The organism is Pseudorhodoplanes sp., assembly GCF_050250235.1.
GTDB lineage: Bacteria > Pseudomonadota > Alphaproteobacteria > Rhizobiales > Xanthobacteraceae > Pseudorhodoplanes.
This window is the reverse complement of the sequence record NZ_JBFWPA010000009.1, coordinates 23,378-43,223: the sequence shown is the minus strand read 5'-3', so window position 1 is coordinate 43,223 and position 19,846 is coordinate 23,378. Positions and strand designations below refer to the sequence as shown.

Genomic DNA, 19,846 nt, shown 5'->3' with positions numbered 1-19,846 from the left:
CAAGCCGCGGACAGCCAATGCTCTGCAGCGGTCATGCCAACGTCGGAAATCCATATGTTTCAATATGTTAGGTCGAACGCGTCATTCGGCTTTGCGGTCCTTCGGGCAAATGTCGCCCGGCGCACCCGGCAAAAAGTTCCTGCCTGGCCTCCGGCGGAAAGTTTTCGTTAACCATCGTGACCGTAACGTCCGGTCGGTGGCGCCGGCTTCGCAGCAAGCTGCGCCGGACGGGGGCTCATGGCATGGCCGACAAGAACAAGCGCGCGGAATCCGACAGCGACAGGGAGGGCGAGGGCGCCGCAAAGCCGGCGCCGGCCAAATCCAGATCCGCGATCAAGCTGATTGCGATTGCTTCAGTGGCCGTCCTCCTGCTTGGCGGCGGCGGTGTCGCTGCCTTCTTCATGTTCAAGGGCAAGCCCGCCGCGGCCGTCGCGGCTCCGGCGGCGAAACCGCCCGCCTTCCTCGATCTGCCGGACACGCTCGTCAATCTCGCCAATGCCGGCGGCGACCGGCCGCAATATCTCAAGGTCAAGATCGTCCTCGAACTGCCGGACTCCGCCCTGATCCAGCAGGTTCAGCCGGTGATGCCGCGGGTAATGGATTCCTTCCAGACCTATCTGCGCGAGTTGCGACCGACCGACCTGGACGGTTCCGCTGGCCTCTACCGCCTGAAGGAAGAGCTGACGCGGCGCGTGAATTACGCCATTGCGCCCAATCGCGTGAATGCCGTGCTGTTCAAGGAAATCGTGGTCCAGTGACGACGCTTCTCGATCAGGAGGCGCCGGGGGCTGATCGGGGGCATGGCGCCGATGCGCGCGCCGAGCCGCCCGTCATCACGATGCCGGATCGTCCGGACGGGACCGCAGATGCCGGTACCTCGCCTGCGATCAGCGGCCAGTGGGCGGCGATGGTCGATGAAAGCAAGCTCGGACAGAAGAGCGCCGCCGAGCGGGTCCTCAATCAGGAGGAGATCGACGGGCTGCTCGGTTTCAGCCTCGCCGACGTCAACTTCAATGACAATTCCGGCATTCGTGCCATCATCGATTCGGCGATGGTGTCCTACGAGCGTCTGCCGATGCTCGAGATCGTCTTCGACCGTCTGGTGCGGCTGCTGACGACGTCCTTGCGCAATTTCACTTCGGACAATGTCGAGGTCTCGCTCGACCGCATCACCTCGGTGCGATTTGGCGACTATATCAATTCGATCCCCTTGCCGGCGATCCTGGCGGTGTTCAAGGCCGAGGAATGGGACAATCTCGGATTGGTCACGGTCAATTCGAGCCTGATCTACTCGATGATCGACGTGCTGCTTGGTGGTCGCCGCGGATCGGCGGTCATGCGGGTGGAGGGACGCCCCTACACCACGATCGAGACCAGTCTCGTCAAGCGCATGGTCGAGGTGATCCTCGCCGATGCCGAGCTTGCCTTCAAGCCGCTGTCACCGGTGCAGTTCAACATCGACCGCATCGAAAGCAACCCGCGTTTCGCCGCGATCACGCGGCCTGCCAATGCGGCGATTCTGGTGCGGCTGCGCATCGACATGGAGGATCGCGGCGGCACCGCCGAACTGCTGCTGCCCTATGCAACCATCGAACCGATCCGCGGCGTGCTGCTGCAGATGTTCATGGGCGAGAAATTCGGCCGGGACCAGATCTGGGAAGAGCATCTGGCTACCGAGATCGGCCTTGCCGAGGTGAATGTCGATGCGGTGCTCTACGAGGCGCGGCTGCCGCTGCGACAGATGATGGCGCTGAAGGTCGGCGACACCCTGCCGCTCGAAATCCGTTCGGACGCCATGATCACGCTTCGCTGCGGCGATGTCTCGCTCACCGAGGGCCGCATGGGCCGGGTCGGCGATCGTGTTTCGGTGCGGGTGGCCAAACAGCTGCGCAAGCCGAAAATGACCTACGCAATGTTCGAGAATGCCGACGACTCGAAGAAGCCCATGGAGGCATCGTGAGCTACGGATTCGGACTGACGATCGAATCGCTGGTGGCGATCCTTCTGCTGCTGACGATTCTGTATTGCGCGCGCCTCAACAAGCAGATCGAGAAGCTGAAGGGCGACGAGAAGCTCATGAAGGCGAGCGTCGCCGAGCTTGTGATGGCGACGGAACGCGCCGAGCGGGCGATCGCCGGGCTCAGGATGACCGCAACCGAGGCCGAGGACACGCTCGGCGCGCGGCTGCGCGAGTCGGAAGTCTATTGCAAGGCCATGGCATCCAGTCTTCAGGCCGGCGAGGACCTGCTCGGTCGTCTGCGCAAGATCGCCTATGCCAACAGTCTTCTCGGCGGCGAATCCGAGCCTGTAGCCGAGTTCGCCCCCGAGACCGTCGCCACCGACGCGAGGGCGGTCGCCGCCGCGGCGCAGGCCGTTGCGGAGAGGGCGCGCGCCCGCGCGCGCGGTCGAGCGGCATGAGCTTCCTGTTTCATCGCATGCGCCTCGTTCCGATCGTGCTGTTTGCGGCTGCGGGCCTGTTCCTGCTCAAGGTGGCGGGGATTGTCATCGACGGCGGCTATACGCTCGGGGCCGGCCACCAGGCGAAGAATGACCGGGCACTTCACGAACAGGCGGCGGTGACCACACGTCCGGCGCAGAGCGCCAAGCACCAGGAGCCCGTGCGCAAGTTGTCATGGGCCCAGGAAATGTTCGGCTATCCCGAAGTGACCGGGTCTGTTGGCGCGCCGAAGCCTGCCGATGCGGCCGCGCCGGACAAGCCGGCGGGGCCGAAAAACATTGCAAAGTCTCCGCCCAAGGCCGCGCCGATGGGGACCAGGATCGCCCTTGACGCACCGCAGATTTCGCCCGCGGAGCGCGCGTTGCTCGAACGGCTGTCGGAGCGCCGCAAGGAGCTGGAGCAGCGCCAAAGCGAACTCGAGATGCGCGACACCTTGCTCAAGGCTGCCGAAAAAAAGCTGGAAGAGCGGCTGGGCGAACTAAAGCAGGCCGAGGCCCGCATCGTCGCCGCGACCCAGCAGAAGGACGAGGTGGAATTGCACCGGCTCAAGAATCTCGTCACCATGTACGAGAGCATGAAGGCCAAGGACGCAGCCAGGATTTTCGACCGGCTCGACCTCAAGCTCGCAACGGAGGTTGCGCGCATGATCCAGCCCCGCCGCATGTCTGAAATTCTGGCGCAGATGTCGCCGGAGGCGGCGCAACGGCTGACGGTGGAACTGGCCAGCCAGGCAAAAAGCGATTCCGGTTCGGGACCTCGCGCGCAGGACTTGCCGAAGATCCAGGGCAATCCGAACGGTTCCTGACCCTCACGGTTAACGCTGATTTAATTCCCGCTCGGTTAGGGTCGCGCCTGCATGTGCCGACCAGTGGCGTGAGCGTAGATGACGATGCACGATGCGATCTGCCGATGGGCGCGGATCGGGCAACGATGCCTGATGCGCGCGGCGCTTGTCTGCGCCGCGATCGGCATCGGCGCGCCTGGAGTGGCCCATGGCCAGCCGGTCCATGGCGACGTCCAGGTCGAGACCTCGCAAGGCTTTGCACGCATTCTCCTGCATTTGTCGGAAGAGGTCGAATCCGAGGTCAAGCTTGCGGGTGGCATCGTGGTGGTCCACTTCCGGCGGCCGGTCGAGGTCGGCATCGAGAAGCTGTCGCACGCGGTGCCGTCCTATATCGGCGCCGCGCGCCGCGATCCCGACGGCCGGGGCATTCGTATCGCGCTCAACCGCAAGGTGACGGTCAATTCGATGGCGGCCGGCGAGCGGCTCTATATCGATCTGCTGCCCGATCACTGGAAGGGCCTTGCGCCCGGATTGCCGAAAGAGGTGATCGAGGAATTGTCGCGGCGTGCGAGGGAAGCGGAGCGGAACGTGCGCGCGCAGCGCCTGCTTGCCAGGCGCAACGACAGACCGGCAAGGGTGCGGGTGGCGACGCAGCCGACCTTTACCCGCTATGTGTTCGAACTGCCCGACATCATTCCGGTTGCGACCGACCGTGGCGCCGACGACGTCACGCTGACCTTTTCGGCGCCGCTCACGTTCGATTTCGGCGACCTGAAGGCGACGCTGCCGAAGACGGTGAAGGCGGTCGAGAGCTTCGAGCAGCGCGATGCAGTTGCTGTGCGTTTCGCGCTGAGCGGCAAGGCCGACATCCGTACTTTTCGCGAGGACCAGAACTTCGTCCTTGATGTCGGCAGCGCTGACGTGAAGGAAGCGGTGGCGCCCGCGCGCCCCGATGACATTTCGCGGCTGGTGAACGAGATTGCCCCGAAAACCGGTCCGCTTGCCGGCGTCGAGGCGCCGCAAACCGTTCCGGCGGCAAACGCAAGCGCTCCGCAACCGCAACAGTCGGTTCCGCGACCCGCGGCGACACCGCCGGCCGCGCCTCAACCCGCGATCCCGGCGGCCCAGCCCGCAGCCGCCACCTCGCCACCGATGCCGGCAGCTTCCGCCGCCGCGCCTGCGAGCCCGACGCCATCACCCGGCAGCGGGAAAGACCGGCCGCCTGCGGTCGCTGTGCCGGTACCCTCCGTGGCGGCCAACAAGGACGGGTCGGCCGTGGTCCCCGCGCTCGGTGTCGTGCCGCGCAATCCCGACAGTGTCACGACCGCCGAAATCCGCCGCCAGGGGGACCGCGTACGCCTGAGTTTCCCGTTTCCGGCGGCGACGCCCGCAGCCATCTTCCGGCGCGCCGGCACGTTGTGGATGGTGTTCGACACCCGTGGCAAGATCGCGCTTCCGGATATCGTGTCGGATTCCGGCGGCATGATCCGCCACGCACTCGGCACCGCGTTGCCCGATGGCTATGTGGTGCGACTGATGCTCGACCGGCCCCGCCTGGTCGGCGCCGTCGCGGAGGCAGGAAACTGGACGGTCACCATCGGCGACAATATTGCCGATCCGAGCGCGCCGCTTTCGGTTGATCGCAGCATGGCGAATGCCGCGCGGCCGAGCATTTCCATCCCGTTCGAGCAGGCCCGCGAGCTGCATCGGATCGCCGACCCCGACATGGGCGATACGCTGCTCGTCGTCACCGCGCCAGGGCCCGCGCGCGGCTTCATCCGGCCGCAGGACTTCGTCGAGTTTCGCGCGCTCGCCTCGAGCCACGGGATTGCCGTTCAGCCGCTGGCGGACGATGTGCAGGTCGAACTCGCCCCGGACAATGTGATCGTGGCGCGTCCCGGCGGTCTGACATTGTCCGGTCCGGGCGCCGCTGCGCGCTCCGCATCCGCCTACCGGCCGATGATTTTCGACCCGCAATTGTGGGGCTATGACCGCCAGTCGGGTCTTACCGAGCGTCAATACAAGCTGGTTGCGGCAGCCGCCGATGCCGGCGAGACCAAGCGCAGCACGCCCCGGCTTGAACTCGCGCGCTTCTATCTCGCGCGCGAGATGTATCCGGAGGCCAAGGGCGTGCTCGATGTCGCACTGGCCGAAGACCGGCCGACCGCCGACGACCCTTCCGGGATCGTGCTTCGGGCGATCGCCTCGCTGATGCTCAACCGTCCGGACGAAGCGCTGAAGGAACTCGGCCATCCCCTGCTTGGCGATCAGCTCGACGCGCCGCTCTGGCGCGCCTTTGCCCAGGCGCGGCTCGGCCGATGGGAGGATGCGCGCCGCGGTTTCAAGAATGCCGGAGCCGCAATCGTCATGCTGCCGGCGGATTTGCAGCGCATCGCGCTGAAGGAATCCCTGCGCACCGCCATCGAGGTGGGCGACTACGAGACCGCGCAGAACCTGTTCAGCGAATTTCAGACCATCGGCACGCCGCCGCAAATGCAGCCGGCGCTGTCGGTGCTGCAAGGACGGCTTGCCCAGGGGCTCGGCAAGAACGCGGAGGCCCTTCGCAATTATCGCCAGGCGGCTGAATCCGACGAGCGTCCGTCGTCCGCCCAGGGGCAGCTGCGAAGCCTTTCGCTGCGCTACGAGACCGGCGACCTGAAGCGCGCCGATCTGATTGCCGAACTCGAAACGCTGACCACCGTCTGGCGGGGCGACGAGACGGAGACGGAAGCGCTGCACAAGCTCGCGCGTCTGTATACCGAGGAGCAGCGGTTTCGCGATGCGTTCTATGTGATGCGCTCCGCTCTCAAGGCGCACCCGAATGCGGAGGCGAGCCGTCGAATTCATGACGAGGCGGCGGTCACCTTCGACTCGCTGTTCCTTGCCGGCAAGGGCGACGCCTTGCCTGCGATCGAGGCGCTCAGCCTGTTCTACGATTTTCGCGAACTGACTCCGATCGGACGCCGCGGCGACGAGATGATCCGCAGACTTGCCGACCGTCTCGTATCGGTCGACCTGCTGCCGCAGGCGGCCGAATTGCTGCAGCACCAGATCGATAATCGTCTGCAGGGTGCGGCGCGGGCGCATGTCGCGACGCGGCTTGCGGTGATCTATCTGATGGACAGCAAGCCCGAACGCGCACAGGCGGTTCTGCGCACGACCCGTTCGCCCGAACTCAACACCGACCTGCGGCATCTGAGGCTTCTGCTTGAGGCGCGCGCGCTGTCGGATATCGGCCGCCACGACCTTGCGCTCGAGGTCATCGCCAGCATCGAGAATCGCGAAGCCATCCGGCTGCGCGCCGATATCCTGTGGGCGGCGAAACGCTTCGGCGAGTCGGCCGAGCAGATCGAACGCATGCATGGCGAGCGCTGGCGCGATTTCGCGCCGCTGTCGGATATGGAACGTGCCGATCTGCTGCGGGCGGCGATCGGCTATTCGCTTGGCAGCGATGGCATCGGCATCGGCCGGCTGAAGGAGCGATACCAGGCCAAGATGGTCGAAGGCCCGGACAAGCGCGCTTTCGAAATCGCGACCGCACCCCATGATGCGAGCGGGGAGGAGTTCCGCGATCTTGCAAGGGCGGTCACGGCCTTCACTTCGCTGGATGCGTTCCTGCGCGACATGCGCGGGCGCTATCCGGAAATCGGCACGCTGTCGCCCGGCGAAACGCAGCAGCAGATTCAGAATAACACCAGCCGGCCCGGGGATTCGAGCCCAACGGCGTCGGTGCAGGAACGTCGCGCCGGTCGCTGAACCGCCTGAGCCTCATTCGGGGCGGCGCCGATGAGACGGCACAGCAACAGGAAACGGCCCCGCCGAAGGTGGCGGGGCCTTTGCGTCGAATGTCGGCTCAGCGCCCGACCGCCGCGTTCTTCAGTTGCTCTTCGATCTTCGTCAGGTTGAATGAGCCGGGCGACTGGCTCGGCGGAAATTCCTTCATCGAACTGAGGAACTGTGCCGCCAGCCCCTGGATCGGGACCAGCACGAACACGCGTTCCAGGAACCAGTCGTTGTAGGTGTTCGAGTTGTGCTGCGCCTTCTCGAACGGGTCACGCCGCAGGTTGAAGAGAAGCGGGACCCGCAATTCGGTGAAGGGCTCGCGCCATACGCCGAAGGCCTGTCCGCGGTTCTCGAGGAACACCACCTTCCAGTCCTGCCAGCGCGCGGCGACGACCTGCCCGTCGTCGTTCACGTACCAGAACTCGTTGCGCGGCGAGTCCTTCGCCTTGCCGGTGATGTAGTCGGTCTGGTTGTAGCCGTCGATATAGTTCTTGTAGGTGCGGCCGTTGAGCGAGGCGCCGCCCTTGCGCAGACGCTCCTTGATGTCCGGTGCCCCGGCAATGGCGGCGAAGGTCGGCAGCCAGTCTTCGTGCGACACGATTCCGTTCAGCGTCGTGCCGGCGGGGATGCGGCCGGGCCATTTCACGAAACACGGAACGCGATAGGCGCCTTCCCAGTTCGAGTTCTTCTCGCTGCGGAACGGCGTCGTTCCGGCATCCGGCCAGCTGTTGTAGTGCGGGCCGTTGTCGGTCGAGTACATCACCACGGTGTTGTCGGCGACGCCGAGATCGGCGAGCAGCTTGAGCAGTTCGCCGACATGCATGTCGTGTTCGACCATGCCGTCGCTGTATTCGTCCTGCCCGGACTTGCCGCGATGTTCCGCCTTCACATGGGTGCGGAAATGCATCCGCGACCCGTTCCACCAGACGAAGAACGGCGTGCCAGCCTTGACCTGCCGGGTGATGAAGTCCTTCGCTGCGGCGATGGTCTCGTCGTCGATCGTCTCCATCCGCTTCTTGGTGAGAGGCCCTGTATCCTGGATGGTCTGGCCGCCCTTGCCATCGGCTTTCGCATGCAGCACGCCGCGCGGTCCGAACTTCTTGCGGAACGCGGGATCCTTTGGATAGTCGGGATGTTCAGGCTCCTCTTCCGCGTTGAGATGGTAGAGATTGCCGAGGAATTCGTCGAAGCCATGCATCGTCGGCAGATGCTCATCGAGGTCGCCCTGGTGGTTCTTGCCGAACTGGCCGGTGGCGTAACCCTGCGACTTCATGACCGTCGCCATCGTGACATCGGTTTTCTGCCAGCCTTCCTTCGCGCCCGGCAGGCCGACCTTGGTCATGCCGGTGCGGACCGGCACGTTTCCGCCGATGAAGGCGGCGCGTCCTGCCGTGCAGCTTTGCTGCGCGTAATAGTCGGTGAACGCCACTCCATCGCGCGCGATGCTGTCGATGTTCGGTGTGCGGTAGCCCATCATGCCGCGATTGTTGTGGCTGATGTTCCAGGTGCCGATATCATCGCCCCAGATCACGAGAACATTCGGCTTCTTGACGTCCTGTGCTTCGACGGGTGTCGGTAGTGCAGCAAGCGAGGCAGCAGTGCTGACCCCGATTGCGATGGCGGCAAGCCAGTGATGTTTCATGACGACCTCCCGAAAGTGTTGTTGCTGTCGGCAATTCGAGTGCAGTCAGGCTCCTGTGCGAATACGATCGTATATGCGCCGAGAAAGGCGATGACGCCGCAGGCCGCGGCCAGGCCGCGGAATGCGCGCGTCAAGCGTTCTTCGTTTTGCATTGTGGTCGCTTGCTCCCATTGTTTTTTTGCAGGGAACGGGGCGATACGCTCTATGCGAAATCGGCAACGTGACGGGGTGGCGGGTGGACGCAGCGCATGGCCACCCTTGTTGTCGGGAGGAAGCCTTTGTAATCTTTAGTGGATTTTCGTTCTTACAGTTCGTCGCGATTTTATGCGAAGGTGGCGCCTCGCGCGGATGTGATAATGCCAACGAATGTCTTTGCCGGTCTGTTTGACGATCCCGAGCCCTTTCAGAACGCCATTCGCCGGGGGCACATCGAGATCCTGCCGACCGCGCGCGGTGACTTTCGATCCGAACTGGTCAGGGTGGATTTCGAAACCGTCTGGATGCAGCGGGCAAACGAGAATTTGCCGCTGATTCGTCACGGCGCGGTCAGTGCCGATCGTGTCATCATCCTTTTCCTGCCGGAGCGGGATCAGGCGGCGCTGCGCTATTGCGGCCTCGAACTGAGCGGAAACGACATCGCGGTTATGGGTTCGGAGCTGCTGACGGTTTCGTCCAGCGCTCCGACTGGGTGGGCGTCGATGTCTCTCGAACCACAAACGTTCGCCGCTGCGGCCGAGGCCGTAACAGGCCGTGAAATTTTGCGGCCATCGAAGTCGCATCTGGTTCGTCCGGCGCCTGAGATTCTGCGCCGGCTGTCCGCGCTGCACCGGTCCGCGGCCGCGCTGGCGAAGTCCGATCCGTGGCTGCTGGCCAAGCCGGAGGTGGCTTATGCCTTCGAGAGCCAGCTCACTGAATTGATGGTGCGGAGCGTTGCAGAGGGAGCGCCTGCTCGGCTCACCACGGGGACCGTACGTCAGCGCGCCATCATTGCCCGCTTCGAGGAATTCCTGCAGATGCGGCGCGAGCAGCCGGTCTATCTGATCGATATCTGCAAGGCGGTGGGTGTGTCGGAGCGCACCTTGCGCGCGGCTTGCCAGGAGCAGTTCGGATTGAGTCCCACGCGCTATCTCTGGCTCCGGCGCATGTACCTGGCGCGCCGCCGTCTCGCCGCGGCGGAAGTCCAGGCGACCAGCGTCACCGAGGTGGCGATGGCCAACGGCTTCTGGGAATTGGGCCGGTTCGCGACCGAATACCGGTCGCTGTTCGGCGAGACGCCGTCGACCACACTACGCCGGGCATCGTGACTATGCGTGCGGTCTGATCCGCAGAATATGGGCGTAGACGAGCATGATTGCGACCTCGATGATGAAGTAGCCGGTCAGCAATCCGCCGAAAGTGCCGAAGTCGGTATCGTTGAAGAGAATGCGGCCGATAAGCGCCGCTATTCCGACATTGCGCACCGCACTTTCGATCACGAGAACCGGTGCATCGCGCGGGGGCAGCCCGTAGGCCAGCAACCATCCGAGCAGCATCGCGCCCAGGATGAACAGGGTTGCCGATAGCGCGATGCGTACGGCAAGCGCATGGAGATCGTCGCGCACACTCCATGTCGCGGCCAGAAGGATTACAAATACGATCACAAGCGAGGCCCAGCGCAGATGGCGGCCCATCCGCAGGATCAGGACCGGCCAGCGCCGGCGAGCCGCTGCGCCGAGTGCGAGGGGTAGCACCATCAGGAACAGAAGTTGCGAAAGGATTCGCAGCGTCGGCACGGTCACGATCTCATGGCCGAACGGCATCCAGCGGGCGACGACCGCGAGCCAGAGCGGGATCGAGATGAGGGAACAAAGCGTGCCGGCTGTGGTGATCGTCGCGGCGAGCGAGACATTGCAGCGGGCGAGATAGGAATAGGTATTTGATATCGCGCCGCCGGGACACAATGAGAGGAGCAACAGCGATGTCGTGAGAAAGTGATCGAGTCCGATCAGCGCGGCAATGAGCAGTACAAGGGGAGGCAGGACAAGCAGTTGCCCGGCAACGCCCGACAATACCGCACGCGGTTGCAGCGCGGCGCGCCGCAGGTCCTCCCGCACCAACTCGGTGCCGACGATCGTCATCAGTACGAACAGACTGAAGGGAACGCCGTAATCGATCACCAGTTCGCGCATGAACGCCGTGAGGGGAGGTGGTGGCCGGACGATGGGCGCGGAGAATGAATGCTATGTCCCGTAACTCTGGATCAGGCTGCCCGCCACCAGCGTCCAGCCATCGACCAGCACGAAGAAGATCAGCTTGAACGGCAGCGATACCACCACCGGTGGCAGCATCATCATCGAAGCAGCGACCGCCTCGATTGGCGCAGGGCGGTAGCGGTTGCACGCAATCCGGTTCACCGGGGATGGACCGGTCTGACCGCATGATTGTACGTCATGGGCGTTTCGTCAAATCCGTTGCAGCTTCAAATCGGTCACCAGCTTGTGCCACAGCACAACTTCGTCCGAAACCATCCCTGTAAATGTGGCGAGCGACACCGGTGGATTGAGATAGCGCGCTTCGCAATAAGCTTTGAACTCCGGCATCTCGACGACGGCGGCAACCTTCGAACGCAATTCGCCCGCTGCAGAATCCGAAATGCCAAGCGGTGCGAACAGGCCGTACCAAGTCCGCATGTCGATCCCTGGCAACGTTTCCTCGAATACGCCGACATCAGGGAGCTTCGGCAGCCGCTTCGGCGCTCCGATCGCAATAGGCCAAACTGTGCCGGATTCGATGTGTGGAATGATCTCTTGCAGCACGGTGAGGATCGTGTCCACTTCACCGGCGATGAGCGCCTGGAGGGCAAGTGCGCCGCCACGATACGGAATTGTATTCAGATCCATTTTCGCAGCAGCTTTGAGATATGCGACGAGAGGTGGAGCGATCGACCCGCAGCTCACCTTGTTGGGGTTGGCCCTGGCGAATGTGGCGAGTTCCGGGAGTGTCTTGGCCGGGAAAGACGGCCGAGACACCAGCGCAATGTTCATCGATGTGAGATGGGCGATTGGCGTAAAATCCTGCGTCAGGCTGAAGCCGGGGTCGGTCATCACCGCCTCGGCATAGGCCATGGTCGAATTGAACATGCCGAGGGTAAAGCCATCCGGCGGCGCCGTCTTGACCCCGAGCGCGGCGAGTTTGCCAACCGCTCCGGCGCGGTTCTCGACCACCATCGTATCGCCAAAGCGCTGGTTCAACAGGCCGGCGATCAGCCGAGTCAGCACATCCTGAGGGCCGCCGGGCGCTGCCGGCACCAGGATGCGGCGCGGACGCGCGGTGTCCTGCGCCAATGCCGCAGGACCGCTCGCGCTCACCGCAATCGATGCCAGCGCGCCAAGCGTCAAATCGCGGCGAGAGAGCCTGGGTCCCTTTTCGATCTTGCGGCCGGACATGGTGCTTTCTCCCTGTGTTTACGCCCGGCGTTAATCGCCTTTCGGGCTTGATTGTTGGCGGAACTATCTGCGGAATCCCGCCAGCATCTCCGCGACCTTCATCCTTGCGACGTCGTTGGTCTGTTCTGAATGCATGAAGATAAATGCGTCACGGACATATTTTTGCATCGGCAAATCGCGCATCACGCCCATGCCGCCGAACATTTCTGCCGCCTGCATCGCAACGCGCATCACTACCTCGGAGGTCGTTACTTTCGCGATGGTCTGCAGCGGAAGATCGGGCAGGCTGCCGTCTTCATAGGCCTCCGGATGCTCCGAGCCCCATGCTGCTTTCCAGATCAAAGCCCGCGCGCCTTCGAGGGCGATGGCCATATTGGCTAGTTGCAGCCCCACCGACTGATGTTCGATGATCGGCCGTCCGCCCTGAACGCGCATTCGTGCGAATTCAAGCGCATCTTCGTAGGCCGCGCGGCCGATGCCGAGATTGAGGGCTTGAAAGCGCGGAATGCTGCGGCCGCTCGCAAGGTTCTCGCCTTTTTTCTCAAGCAGGTTGTTGCCCGGGACGCGGACATTGTCGAATACCAGTTCTCCATTGGAGCCGAGGCGCCGGCCCACCTTGTCATGCTCGCGGATCGTCAGTCCTGGCGTATCCGTGGGAACAAGAATGCTGCGGACGCCGGCCAACCCGCCCGATTTCGGCTCCACCTGACACCAGACGCTGATCAGCTTCGCAATCGGCGCATTGGTGATGAAGTTCTTGATTCCATTGATGAGCCAGTTGCCTTGTTCGTCGAGGACCGCCGTTGTCTTGTAACCCGTCCCGGCGATTGTCGGACGATGGTAGCACCATCCCAGATCGGTATCGGGCTCATGAGTCGCGATGGCGAGATGATACGCATCGTCCGAGAGGAACGCAGGGAGAAAACGCGCGCGCTGTTCGTCCGTCATCGACAGATCGAAATACTCGCGCGCCAGTGACGAAGTCTGGTTTAAGGTCGCGGCAAGACCGACATCGCCGACCGCCATTTCTTCGGCGACGATGCACGACGTGATCGCATCGGCACCGCCGCCGCCATGCTTCTCCGAAAGTGCGAGCGTTCGCAATCCGAGCTTCGACGCATTGATCACGACATCCCGCGGAAACCGCCTGTCGAATTCTTCGATCGGGTCGCGCTGAAGGGCGATCGGCTTGATTTCGCGCTTGACGAAATCACGGACCGTGCGGCGGATTTCCTGCTGCTCGAAGGTTAGATGGAGGGAGTACATCAACGCTTCCGGTTTCTATCGTTTCTGACCATGAAGTGTCGTGGAGAACGAGCGCGGTCGCGCTCATTCGGCAGCAGCGCGCACCTCTCCGAGGCCGACGGCTTCGAGGTCGCGCCGAAGTTCGCTCTCCTGGTCGTGCGTCATGCGACTCATCGGCGCTCGAACCGACCCGCCGGTTAGCCCTATATGTTCGGAGATGAACTTGATGACGGGTATCGAGCTGTCGAAGCCGCCAGCCATCAGCCATTTGTGAAGCACCCTGCGTTTCGTATCCAGTGATGCGGACAGGCGGCGGGCGCCGTCATGGTCTCCGGCCCAGGCCTTGGCCGCATAATCGCGGATCGAAAGCTGGCCCGTCGACTGCAGCAGGAAGGGATACGGGCTCGACATGAAGCACTGGTCCCCGTGCGCGATGATATTCTCGCAAAGGCGGTCCTCCACCGGGTCGAACACCTGAATCCGGTCGCCCGCCAGCCGTCGGGTTTCGCTCAGTTGATCGAGAGTCGCCTCCTTCACCGAGACAATATTTTCGATGTCCGCGAGGCGCGCTATGGTTTCCGATGATAGCGAATAGCCGGCGATGGAGTTGTTGAACAGTGACACGCCGAGGTCGACTTCCCGGCACAATGTCTTGAAAAAGCTGATCGAGATTTCGGGCCTGGACGGATTGCAGGGCGGGTTGACACATACCGCGAATGTCGATCCGTGCTCCTGCGCGTGCTGTGTCAGCGCGACGGTATCGCGCAGGCTGGTGCATGCAGTGTGTGCGATCGACATGCAACCGTCGCCCAACTCGTCCAGGACAATCTCGTGGAGGCGCTTCCGCTCCTCGAAGGTCAGCGCCCAGAATTCGCCCACGACGCCGCCGAAAAACAGACCGTCGATGTGCAAGACATCGACGTAGTGCCGGAGGTCACGGCGCAGAGCCCGTTCGTCGATCTCGTCGTTGTGGTCGAACGGGGTCGGGATAGCTGCCCAAATGCCACGGAAATGCTTTCGCGCGAAGTCCTTGGCTGTCGACCGCGAGTATTGCATTGATATCTCCCAGCGGCCTCTGGCGCGGCGCCGCAAACGGCTGCTTGCCCCAGAACGCCAAATGTTTTTCGTTATTGGACTCTAGGGTTAGTCGTTGCTCGCTACCAGCCGTCGGCTACGATGAGCGCACGATATTGCATATGCAATGCGAGGGGAGTCATGACGCGGCTAGTCAAGTCCGCAGTGCGCACGATCGAAATCCTGGAGTATTTTGCCGCGCAGCAGTCGCCGGCGTGCGTGACGGAGATTGCGGAAAATCTCCGCTATCCACAAAGCTCGACCACGTTCCTGCTCAATACGCTGCTCGATCTTGGCTACGTCGAATATGACATCGCCACCCGGCGGTACCGCGCGTCGGAGCGCCTGATGTTACTTGGGCTTGGGATATTTTCCGAGCTCACAGCCGATCGTGGCGTGGTGCCTGTGATGATGGAGCTTGCCGAGCAAACCGGCCTCATCGTGCTGATCGGCACTCGTCGCGGCATCGACGTTGAATATCTTCGTATCGTGCAGCCGTCCAGCAACGGCGTGCCTTACAACACAAGGGCGCGCCGGCGGCGGCTGACGCATTCGGCGCTTGGAAAGACTCTATTGGCGACGCTCACGGATCAGGAGATCGGGCGTATCGCGCGTCGCATCAACGCCGAGACGGCCGACCCCGGAGCGAGGATACCGGTTACAAAAGTCATGGACGAGATAAGACGCGTTCGCGCGGTTGGATACGCGACCAGTGAGACTCTCATCGACAATTATACGTCTCTCGCGATGCAGCTGCCGGGCGTGAGGCCAGAGCGGCCAATTGCATTGGGCCTGAGTATACCGACCAGAGAGCTTCCGTCTCGTGAATTGCATTATGTCAGGCTGTTACGAAAAAAGATTGGCGCAATCGTGCGGCGCCAGAATTCCTGAATCTTGTCTGTCTTGATCGAAAAAGATTCTGCATTGCCGGGTCTATGTCCCGTAACTCTGGATCAGGCTGCCCGCGACCAGCGTCCAGCCGTCGACCAGCACGAAGAAGATCAGCTTGAACGGCAGCGATACCACCACCGGTGGCAGCATCATCATGCCCATCGACATCAGGACCGAAGCGACCACAAGATCGATGATCAGGAACGGCAGAAACAGCAGGAAGCCGATCTCGAAAGCACGTTTGAGTTCGGAAATCATGAAGGCCGGGATCAGGATGCGGAGCGATATGTCTTCCGGTGTCGCGGGCTTGGCTTCGCGCGACATGTCGATGAACAGCGCGAGATCCTTCTCGCGCACATTCTTCAGCATGAAGGTCTTGAACGGTCCGGACGAACGCTCGAAGGCCTGCTCGGTCGTGATCTCGTTGGCGAGCAGCGGCCGGATGCCGACGTCATAGGCATTCTGGAAAGCCGGCCCCATCACGAAGGCGGTGAGGAACAGCGCGAGCGCCACGATCACCGCATTCGGCGGCGCGGTGCCGGTGCCGAGCGCGGTTCGAAGCAGCGACAGCACCACCACGATCCGCGTGAATGAGGTCATCATCACCAGAATCGAGGGTGCAAGCGACAGCACGGTGATCAGCGCGACGAGCTGGATCACGCGTTCGGTCAGCCCGGCGCCCTGTCCGAAATTGATGCTGACATCCTGCCCGAAGGCGGGACTGGCGAGAGCCGAACATACTGCGAGGACCGCGGCTCCCGTCGACAGACGGACGCAAACCGCGCCTGGTCTCGTCAGGAAGGTTTCCCCGACGGCCGGCCGAGCAGGTTGGCCATTTCTTCCTCGATCGAGCCGAACACATTGTCGACGGGGGCCGGCTTCTCCGCGGCGGGCTTCGCCTCAGGCTCCACGGCAACCATGGGAGCGGTCGCCGGTGCCGGTGCCTGGGCCGGTTCCTGGGCGACCGGGGCGGCGGGCGGTGCCACCGGCGGTGCGACAGGTGGTGCCACCGGTGCTGCCTGCGGAGCAATCGGCGGCGCCGCCTGTGGGGCGATCGGCGGTGCCGCTTGCGGAGCGATCGGTGGTGCCGCCTGCGGAGCGACACGCGGTGCCTCGGCGGCAGGTTTTGCTGCCGGCCGCGGCGCGGGCGGAGGCGCCGGTGCGGGGGCCGGACGACGAAGCGCGGCTTCGAGACGCGATGCCATGTCGGCGAGATTCTGATCGGGTGCGGTTGACGCGGCGGCCGCGGGGGCGGGGGCGGGCGCCGGCTTGGCGCGCGGCATCTCGAGCGCGGGGGCCGGCCGCGACGCCGGTGCGGCTGCGGTATCCGATGGCCGTACCGACAATTCGGCGGCAAGGCCGGCAAGCGTTTCGGCCGAGCGCGAGCGCTTCTGTGCGGCGACCGGCGGAACCGGCGCGGCGGGCTCGGGCGGCAGCGCCCAGTGAGCGGCGTCGTCAAGCGACGCGGGCCGCGCCGCACGCGCCGCCCGCGGCGTCGCCTCGGGCTGCAGCGGCCAGGCGGTCTCTTCGGCCGCCAAGGTGCGCGGCAGGCCTTCGCCGGCCGAGGATCCGCGCGACGTCGCGCTGTCGCGGCTGTTCTGGCCCCTGACGATGTTGGCTTCTACGACGATGTCGGTGGGCCCCCCGATCATGATCAGGTGCTCGATATTGTCTCTTCGGATCAGAACAAGCTTTCTTCGGCCGTCCACGGCGCCGGCCTCGATCACCGCCAGCCGCGGCGCGCGCCCGCGTGCGCCGGTGCCGCCGAGCGCCGCGGACCCGAAGCGGCGGATCAGCCATGCCGTAACGCCGATCAGTGCGAACACCACCACGAATGCGATGAAAAAGCGGACGGGAAGCGATGTTCCTTCGCCGAAAAGGCTATCCATCGGACCAACCGGCCTCCGTGCTGCAGAGTGGAACCGGAAAGCTCCACCCCATTCGGTTAAGGTCTCGGCAATACTTGCCGCCCCGGACGCTAATAAAGTCTTAACACGCCCGGCGTGCCTTTATACCGATTCTAGTCGTGTTCCGGTGCGCGAGTTCACGAATTGGTAAACCGGGCATCCAAGGCCAAAGGATGGCGCGACGGCTTAACCAGACATTAACCATACACCCGGCAAAGTTTGCCGGACCTTGTCATGCTCGAAGAAGCCGCCATGCCCATTTCCGGATTGCCGATCCTCGACATGCTCCGAACCAAGATGCAATGGCATCAGGAGCGGCAGCGGCTGCTGGCTGAAAACATCGCCAATGCCGACACCCCGAATTTTCGCCCCTTCGATCTGACCCCGCCGAATTTCGACCGGCCGGCAATGACGGCTCCGAATGTCGCGCTGCAGCGCACCAGCGGCGCCCATATGGCGGGCGGCAACAGCACCGGCGCGGGGGCGTTCCAGACCGCGTCTCCGCGCGGCTCGGAGACACGCCCGGGCGGGAACGCCGTCAGCCTTGAAGACGAAATGCTGAATGTTGCGCAGAACCAGATGGACTTTCAGGCGGCAGCCGGCCTCTACGCAAAAAGCCTCGGCCTTGTGAAGAGCGCGCTCGGCAAGCGCTAGGGGAGGAACGCTTGGACTTCATCAAGTCGATCGCGATCGCGGCATCCGGACTGCGCGCCCAGGCCGGACGCATGCGGGTCATCGCCGAGAATCTCGCGAACGCGGATTCGACCTCGCACAACGCGGGCTCCGAACCCTACCGCCGCAAGATTCCGACCTTCCGCTCCGAATTCGACCGTTCGCTGGAAGCCCGCATGGTTTCGCTTGGGCGCTTGCACACCGATCAGACCGCATTCCAGACCAAGCATCAGCCTGGCCACCCGGCCGCGGATGGCACCGGTCATGTCAAATACCCGAACGTCAATCCGCTCGTGGAGGTGACCGACATGCGCGAGGCGCAGCGATCCTACGAAGCCAACATCAACGTCATCGGCGCGACACGCCGCATGCTTCAACGCACGATCGACATTCTCAAGGCCTGAGGAGACGCCATCATGCAAACGGCAGCGGGTGCGGCCAAGGCCTATGCGAGTCTTGCGAAACTCGCCGATCCCGGCGCGGCTGCGGCCAAGCTCCAGGACGGCGCCGGCGGGCAGAATTTCGGCGCGGTGCTGAAGGACGCGATGGGCGCCGTCACTCAGGGCGCGCGCGCCGCCGACACCCAGGCCCAAGCGCTCGCGACCGGCAAGGCCAATGTCGTCGATGTCGTGACCGCGGTCGCCGAGTCCGAGACGGCGGTCGAAACACTGGTCGCGGTGCGCGACCGCGTGATCGCGGCCTACGAGGAAATCATGCGGATGCCGATCTGAGGGAAGTGTTTTTGCGAACTCCCGTTTCCGAGCGCCGCGTTTCGAGAACCGGGACCACAATCAGGAATGTCTGAGGTTCCGCGGTTTGCGGAAATCAGCGAAGTGTCGGGAACCGGTCGCGCGACAGCAGAAAGCAGAAGATGACAGGCCCTGAAGTTCTCGATGTTGCGCGCGATGCGATTATCACGCTGGTGCTGGTGGCAAGTCCGCTGATGCTGATCGGGCTTGCGGTTGGCGTCGCGATCTCCCTGTTTCAGGCGCTCACGCAGATTCAGGAAATGACGCTCGTCTTCGTTCCAAAAATTCTCGCTATCTTCATCGCCATGCTGATTGCGCTCCCATTCATGGCCGATTCGCTGCAGGCTCACATGATGCGGATTTCGGCGCGCATTGTGAGCGGGGGATGACGGGCGCGGCGCGAAGGCAGAGCGCCTTGCCGCGGGCGCGGGGATAGCCATGCGGGTCGATATCTCCCTGCTGCCCGTTCTCGCCGCAACCTTCATGCTGATGTTCGCGCGCATCGGCACAATGGTGATGCTGCTGCCGGGGCTCGGCGAAATGAGCATGCCGGTGCGCGTGCGCCTCACCGTGGCTCTCGCCTTGAGCGCGATGTTCATGCCGCTGCATCGCAATGCCTACAACATCGATCTGCGCGACTTTGGTCCGGTCTTGCTGATGCTCGGGCATGAAATATTGATCGGCGCCATTCTCGGTCTCGTTGCGCGACTTTCGATTTCGGCCCTGCAGGTCGCAGGGGCTGTGATTGCCCAGCAGATGGGGCTTGGCTTCGTGACCGCGATTGATCCGTCGCAGGGTCAGCAGAATGTCATCGTTGCGAATTTTCTCGCCATGCTCGGGCTGACACTGATTTTTGCGACCGATCTCCACTATCTCTTCATTGCCGCGCTGAATGACAGCTATCGCATATTCGCGCCCGGTGCCGCGATCATGGTCGGAGATATGGCGAAGCTGATGACCGACACCGTTGCCGGTGCCTTCAAGGTCGGCGTGCAACTCTCGGCGCCGTTTCTGATCTTCGGGCTGTTGTTCAATCTCGGGCTAGGTGTGCTCTCGCGGCTGATGCCTCAGATGCAGGTATTTTTCGTCGGGCTGCCGCTTTCGATCCTGCTCGGATTCCTGATCCTTCTCGTGGTTGTCGGAGCGATGATGGGCAGCTTCCTCGAATTTCTCGGCGCGGTCCTGCGCCAGATCGCTCCGTATTCGTAAGCGAGAG

The 19,846-nt window shown here is 63.3% G+C and carries 19 protein-coding genes and 1 pseudogene; 12 read left to right on the top strand and 8 right to left on the bottom strand.

Annotation, left to right across the window (positions count from 1 at the left end):
- Positions 1-242: 242 nt before the first annotated feature.
- From fliL to AB7F49_RS06465, 5 genes are all read left to right on the top strand, one after another.
- Positions 243-758, top strand: a complete 516-nt coding sequence (gene fliL / locus AB7F49_RS06485) for a flagellar basal body-associated protein FliL (protein ID WP_428521009.1) — start codon at positions 243-245, stop codon at positions 756-758.
- A gap of 80 nt (positions 759-838) precedes the next feature.
- Positions 839-1,960: a flagellar motor switch protein FliM gene (fliM, locus tag AB7F49_RS06480; RefSeq protein ID WP_428521075.1), complete on the top strand. Its 1,122-nt coding sequence runs from the start codon at positions 839-841 to the stop codon at positions 1,958-1,960.
- Complete coding sequence (locus AB7F49_RS06475) at positions 1,957-2,418, top strand: DUF6468 domain-containing protein (protein WP_428521008.1); 462 nt, start codon at positions 1,957-1,959, stop codon at positions 2,416-2,418. Before fliM ends, AB7F49_RS06475 begins: the two co-directional genes overlap by 4 nt.
- A complete protein-coding gene (locus tag AB7F49_RS06470; RefSeq protein WP_428521007.1) occupies positions 2,415-3,263 on the top strand; it encodes a MotE family protein in 849 nt (282 codons plus the stop codon). Before AB7F49_RS06475 ends, AB7F49_RS06470 begins: the two co-directional genes overlap by 4 nt.
- Positions 3,264-3,341: 78 nt before the next feature.
- On the top strand, positions 3,342-6,998 hold the full coding sequence (locus AB7F49_RS06465; protein WP_428521006.1) for a tetratricopeptide repeat protein: 3,657 nt from the start codon (positions 3,342-3,344) through the stop codon (positions 6,996-6,998).
- 97 nt (positions 6,999-7,095) lie between these two features.
- On the opposite strand, the gene AB7F49_RS06460 is transcribed toward AB7F49_RS06465, so the two are convergent.
- Positions 7,096-8,667, bottom strand: coding sequence for an arylsulfatase (locus AB7F49_RS06460; protein ID WP_428521005.1), 1,572 nt, complete (start codon positions 8,665-8,667; stop codon positions 7,096-7,098).
- 356 nt (positions 8,668-9,023) lie between these two features.
- Here AB7F49_RS06460 and AB7F49_RS06455 point away from each other — a divergent pair, with 356 nt between their 5' ends.
- Positions 9,024-9,971 carry a helix-turn-helix domain-containing protein gene (locus tag AB7F49_RS06455; protein WP_428521004.1) on the top strand — a complete coding sequence of 316 codons (948 nt, stop codon included), beginning with the start codon at positions 9,024-9,026 and terminating at the stop codon, positions 9,969-9,971.
- Here AB7F49_RS06455 and AB7F49_RS06450 read toward each other — a convergent pair whose 3' ends face one another.
- The 5 genes and pseudogenes from AB7F49_RS06450 to AB7F49_RS06430 all read right to left on the bottom strand — a co-directional run bounded on the left by AB7F49_RS06450 (position 9,972) and on the right by AB7F49_RS06430 (position 14,393).
- Positions 9,972-10,835, bottom strand: a complete 864-nt coding sequence (locus AB7F49_RS06450) for a bile acid:sodium symporter family protein (RefSeq protein ID WP_428521003.1) — start codon at positions 10,833-10,835, stop codon at positions 9,972-9,974.
- A gap of 51 nt (positions 10,836-10,886) precedes the next feature.
- Positions 10,887-11,012: pseudogene (locus AB7F49_RS06445) on the bottom strand (flagellar type III secretion system pore protein FliP); the annotation flags it as partial.
- Positions 11,013-11,108: 96 nt separating this feature from the next.
- Entirely contained in the window at positions 11,109-12,092 is a 984-nt protein-coding gene (locus AB7F49_RS06440) for a Bug family tripartite tricarboxylate transporter substrate binding protein (RefSeq protein ID WP_428521002.1), read from the bottom strand.
- 63 nt (positions 12,093-12,155) lie between these two features.
- Positions 12,156-13,358, bottom strand: coding sequence for an acyl-CoA dehydrogenase family protein (locus tag AB7F49_RS06435; protein WP_428521001.1), 1,203 nt, complete (start codon positions 13,356-13,358; stop codon positions 12,156-12,158).
- Positions 13,359-13,421: 63 nt separating this feature from the next.
- Entirely contained in the window at positions 13,422-14,393 is a 972-nt protein-coding gene (locus AB7F49_RS06430; RefSeq protein ID WP_428521000.1) for a dihydrodipicolinate synthase family protein, read from the bottom strand.
- A 159-nt stretch (positions 14,394-14,552) separates the two neighbouring features.
- Between AB7F49_RS06430 and AB7F49_RS06425 the strand changes: the two genes are divergently transcribed.
- Complete coding sequence (locus AB7F49_RS06425; protein WP_428520999.1) at positions 14,553-15,302, top strand: IclR family transcriptional regulator; 750 nt, start codon at positions 14,553-14,555, stop codon at positions 15,300-15,302.
- 42 nt (positions 15,303-15,344) lie between these two features.
- Here AB7F49_RS06425 and fliP read toward each other — a convergent pair whose 3' ends face one another.
- Both fliP and AB7F49_RS06415 read right to left on the bottom strand, forming a co-directional pair.
- Positions 15,345-16,070 carry a flagellar type III secretion system pore protein FliP gene (gene fliP / locus AB7F49_RS06420; protein ID WP_428521074.1) on the bottom strand — a complete coding sequence of 242 codons (726 nt, stop codon included), beginning with the start codon at positions 16,068-16,070 and terminating at the stop codon, positions 15,345-15,347.
- Positions 16,071-16,096: 26 nt separating this feature from the next.
- The gene (locus AB7F49_RS06415; protein WP_428520998.1) at positions 16,097-17,191 is read right to left on the bottom strand and encodes a flagellar biosynthetic protein FliO; all 1,095 of its coding nucleotides are present in this window, start codon (positions 17,189-17,191) and stop codon (positions 16,097-16,099) included.
- Between the two features lie 270 nt (positions 17,192-17,461).
- Here AB7F49_RS06415 and flgB point away from each other — a divergent pair, with 270 nt between their 5' ends.
- The 5 genes from flgB to fliR all read left to right on the top strand — a co-directional run bounded on the left by flgB (position 17,462) and on the right by fliR (position 19,839).
- Positions 17,462-17,863, top strand: a complete 402-nt coding sequence (gene flgB, locus AB7F49_RS06410) for a flagellar basal body rod protein FlgB (RefSeq protein WP_428521073.1) — start codon at positions 17,462-17,464, stop codon at positions 17,861-17,863.
- A gap of 11 nt (positions 17,864-17,874) precedes the next feature.
- Positions 17,875-18,285 (top strand): flagellar basal body rod protein FlgC, encoded by a 411-nt coding sequence (gene flgC / locus AB7F49_RS06405; protein WP_428520997.1) that lies wholly within the window; start codon positions 17,875-17,877, stop codon positions 18,283-18,285.
- 12 nt (positions 18,286-18,297) lie between these two features.
- Positions 18,298-18,612 carry a flagellar hook-basal body complex protein FliE gene (gene fliE, locus AB7F49_RS06400; RefSeq protein ID WP_428520996.1) on the top strand — a complete coding sequence of 105 codons (315 nt, stop codon included), beginning with the start codon at positions 18,298-18,300 and terminating at the stop codon, positions 18,610-18,612.
- Positions 18,613-18,752: 140 nt separating this feature from the next.
- On the top strand, positions 18,753-19,019 hold the full coding sequence (gene fliQ / locus AB7F49_RS06395; protein WP_428520995.1) for a flagellar biosynthesis protein FliQ: 267 nt from the start codon (positions 18,753-18,755) through the stop codon (positions 19,017-19,019).
- Between the two features lie 49 nt (positions 19,020-19,068).
- Positions 19,069-19,839, top strand: a complete 771-nt coding sequence (gene fliR / locus AB7F49_RS06390) for a flagellar biosynthetic protein FliR (protein ID WP_428520994.1) — start codon at positions 19,069-19,071, stop codon at positions 19,837-19,839.
- Positions 19,840-19,846: the final 7 nt, after the last annotated feature.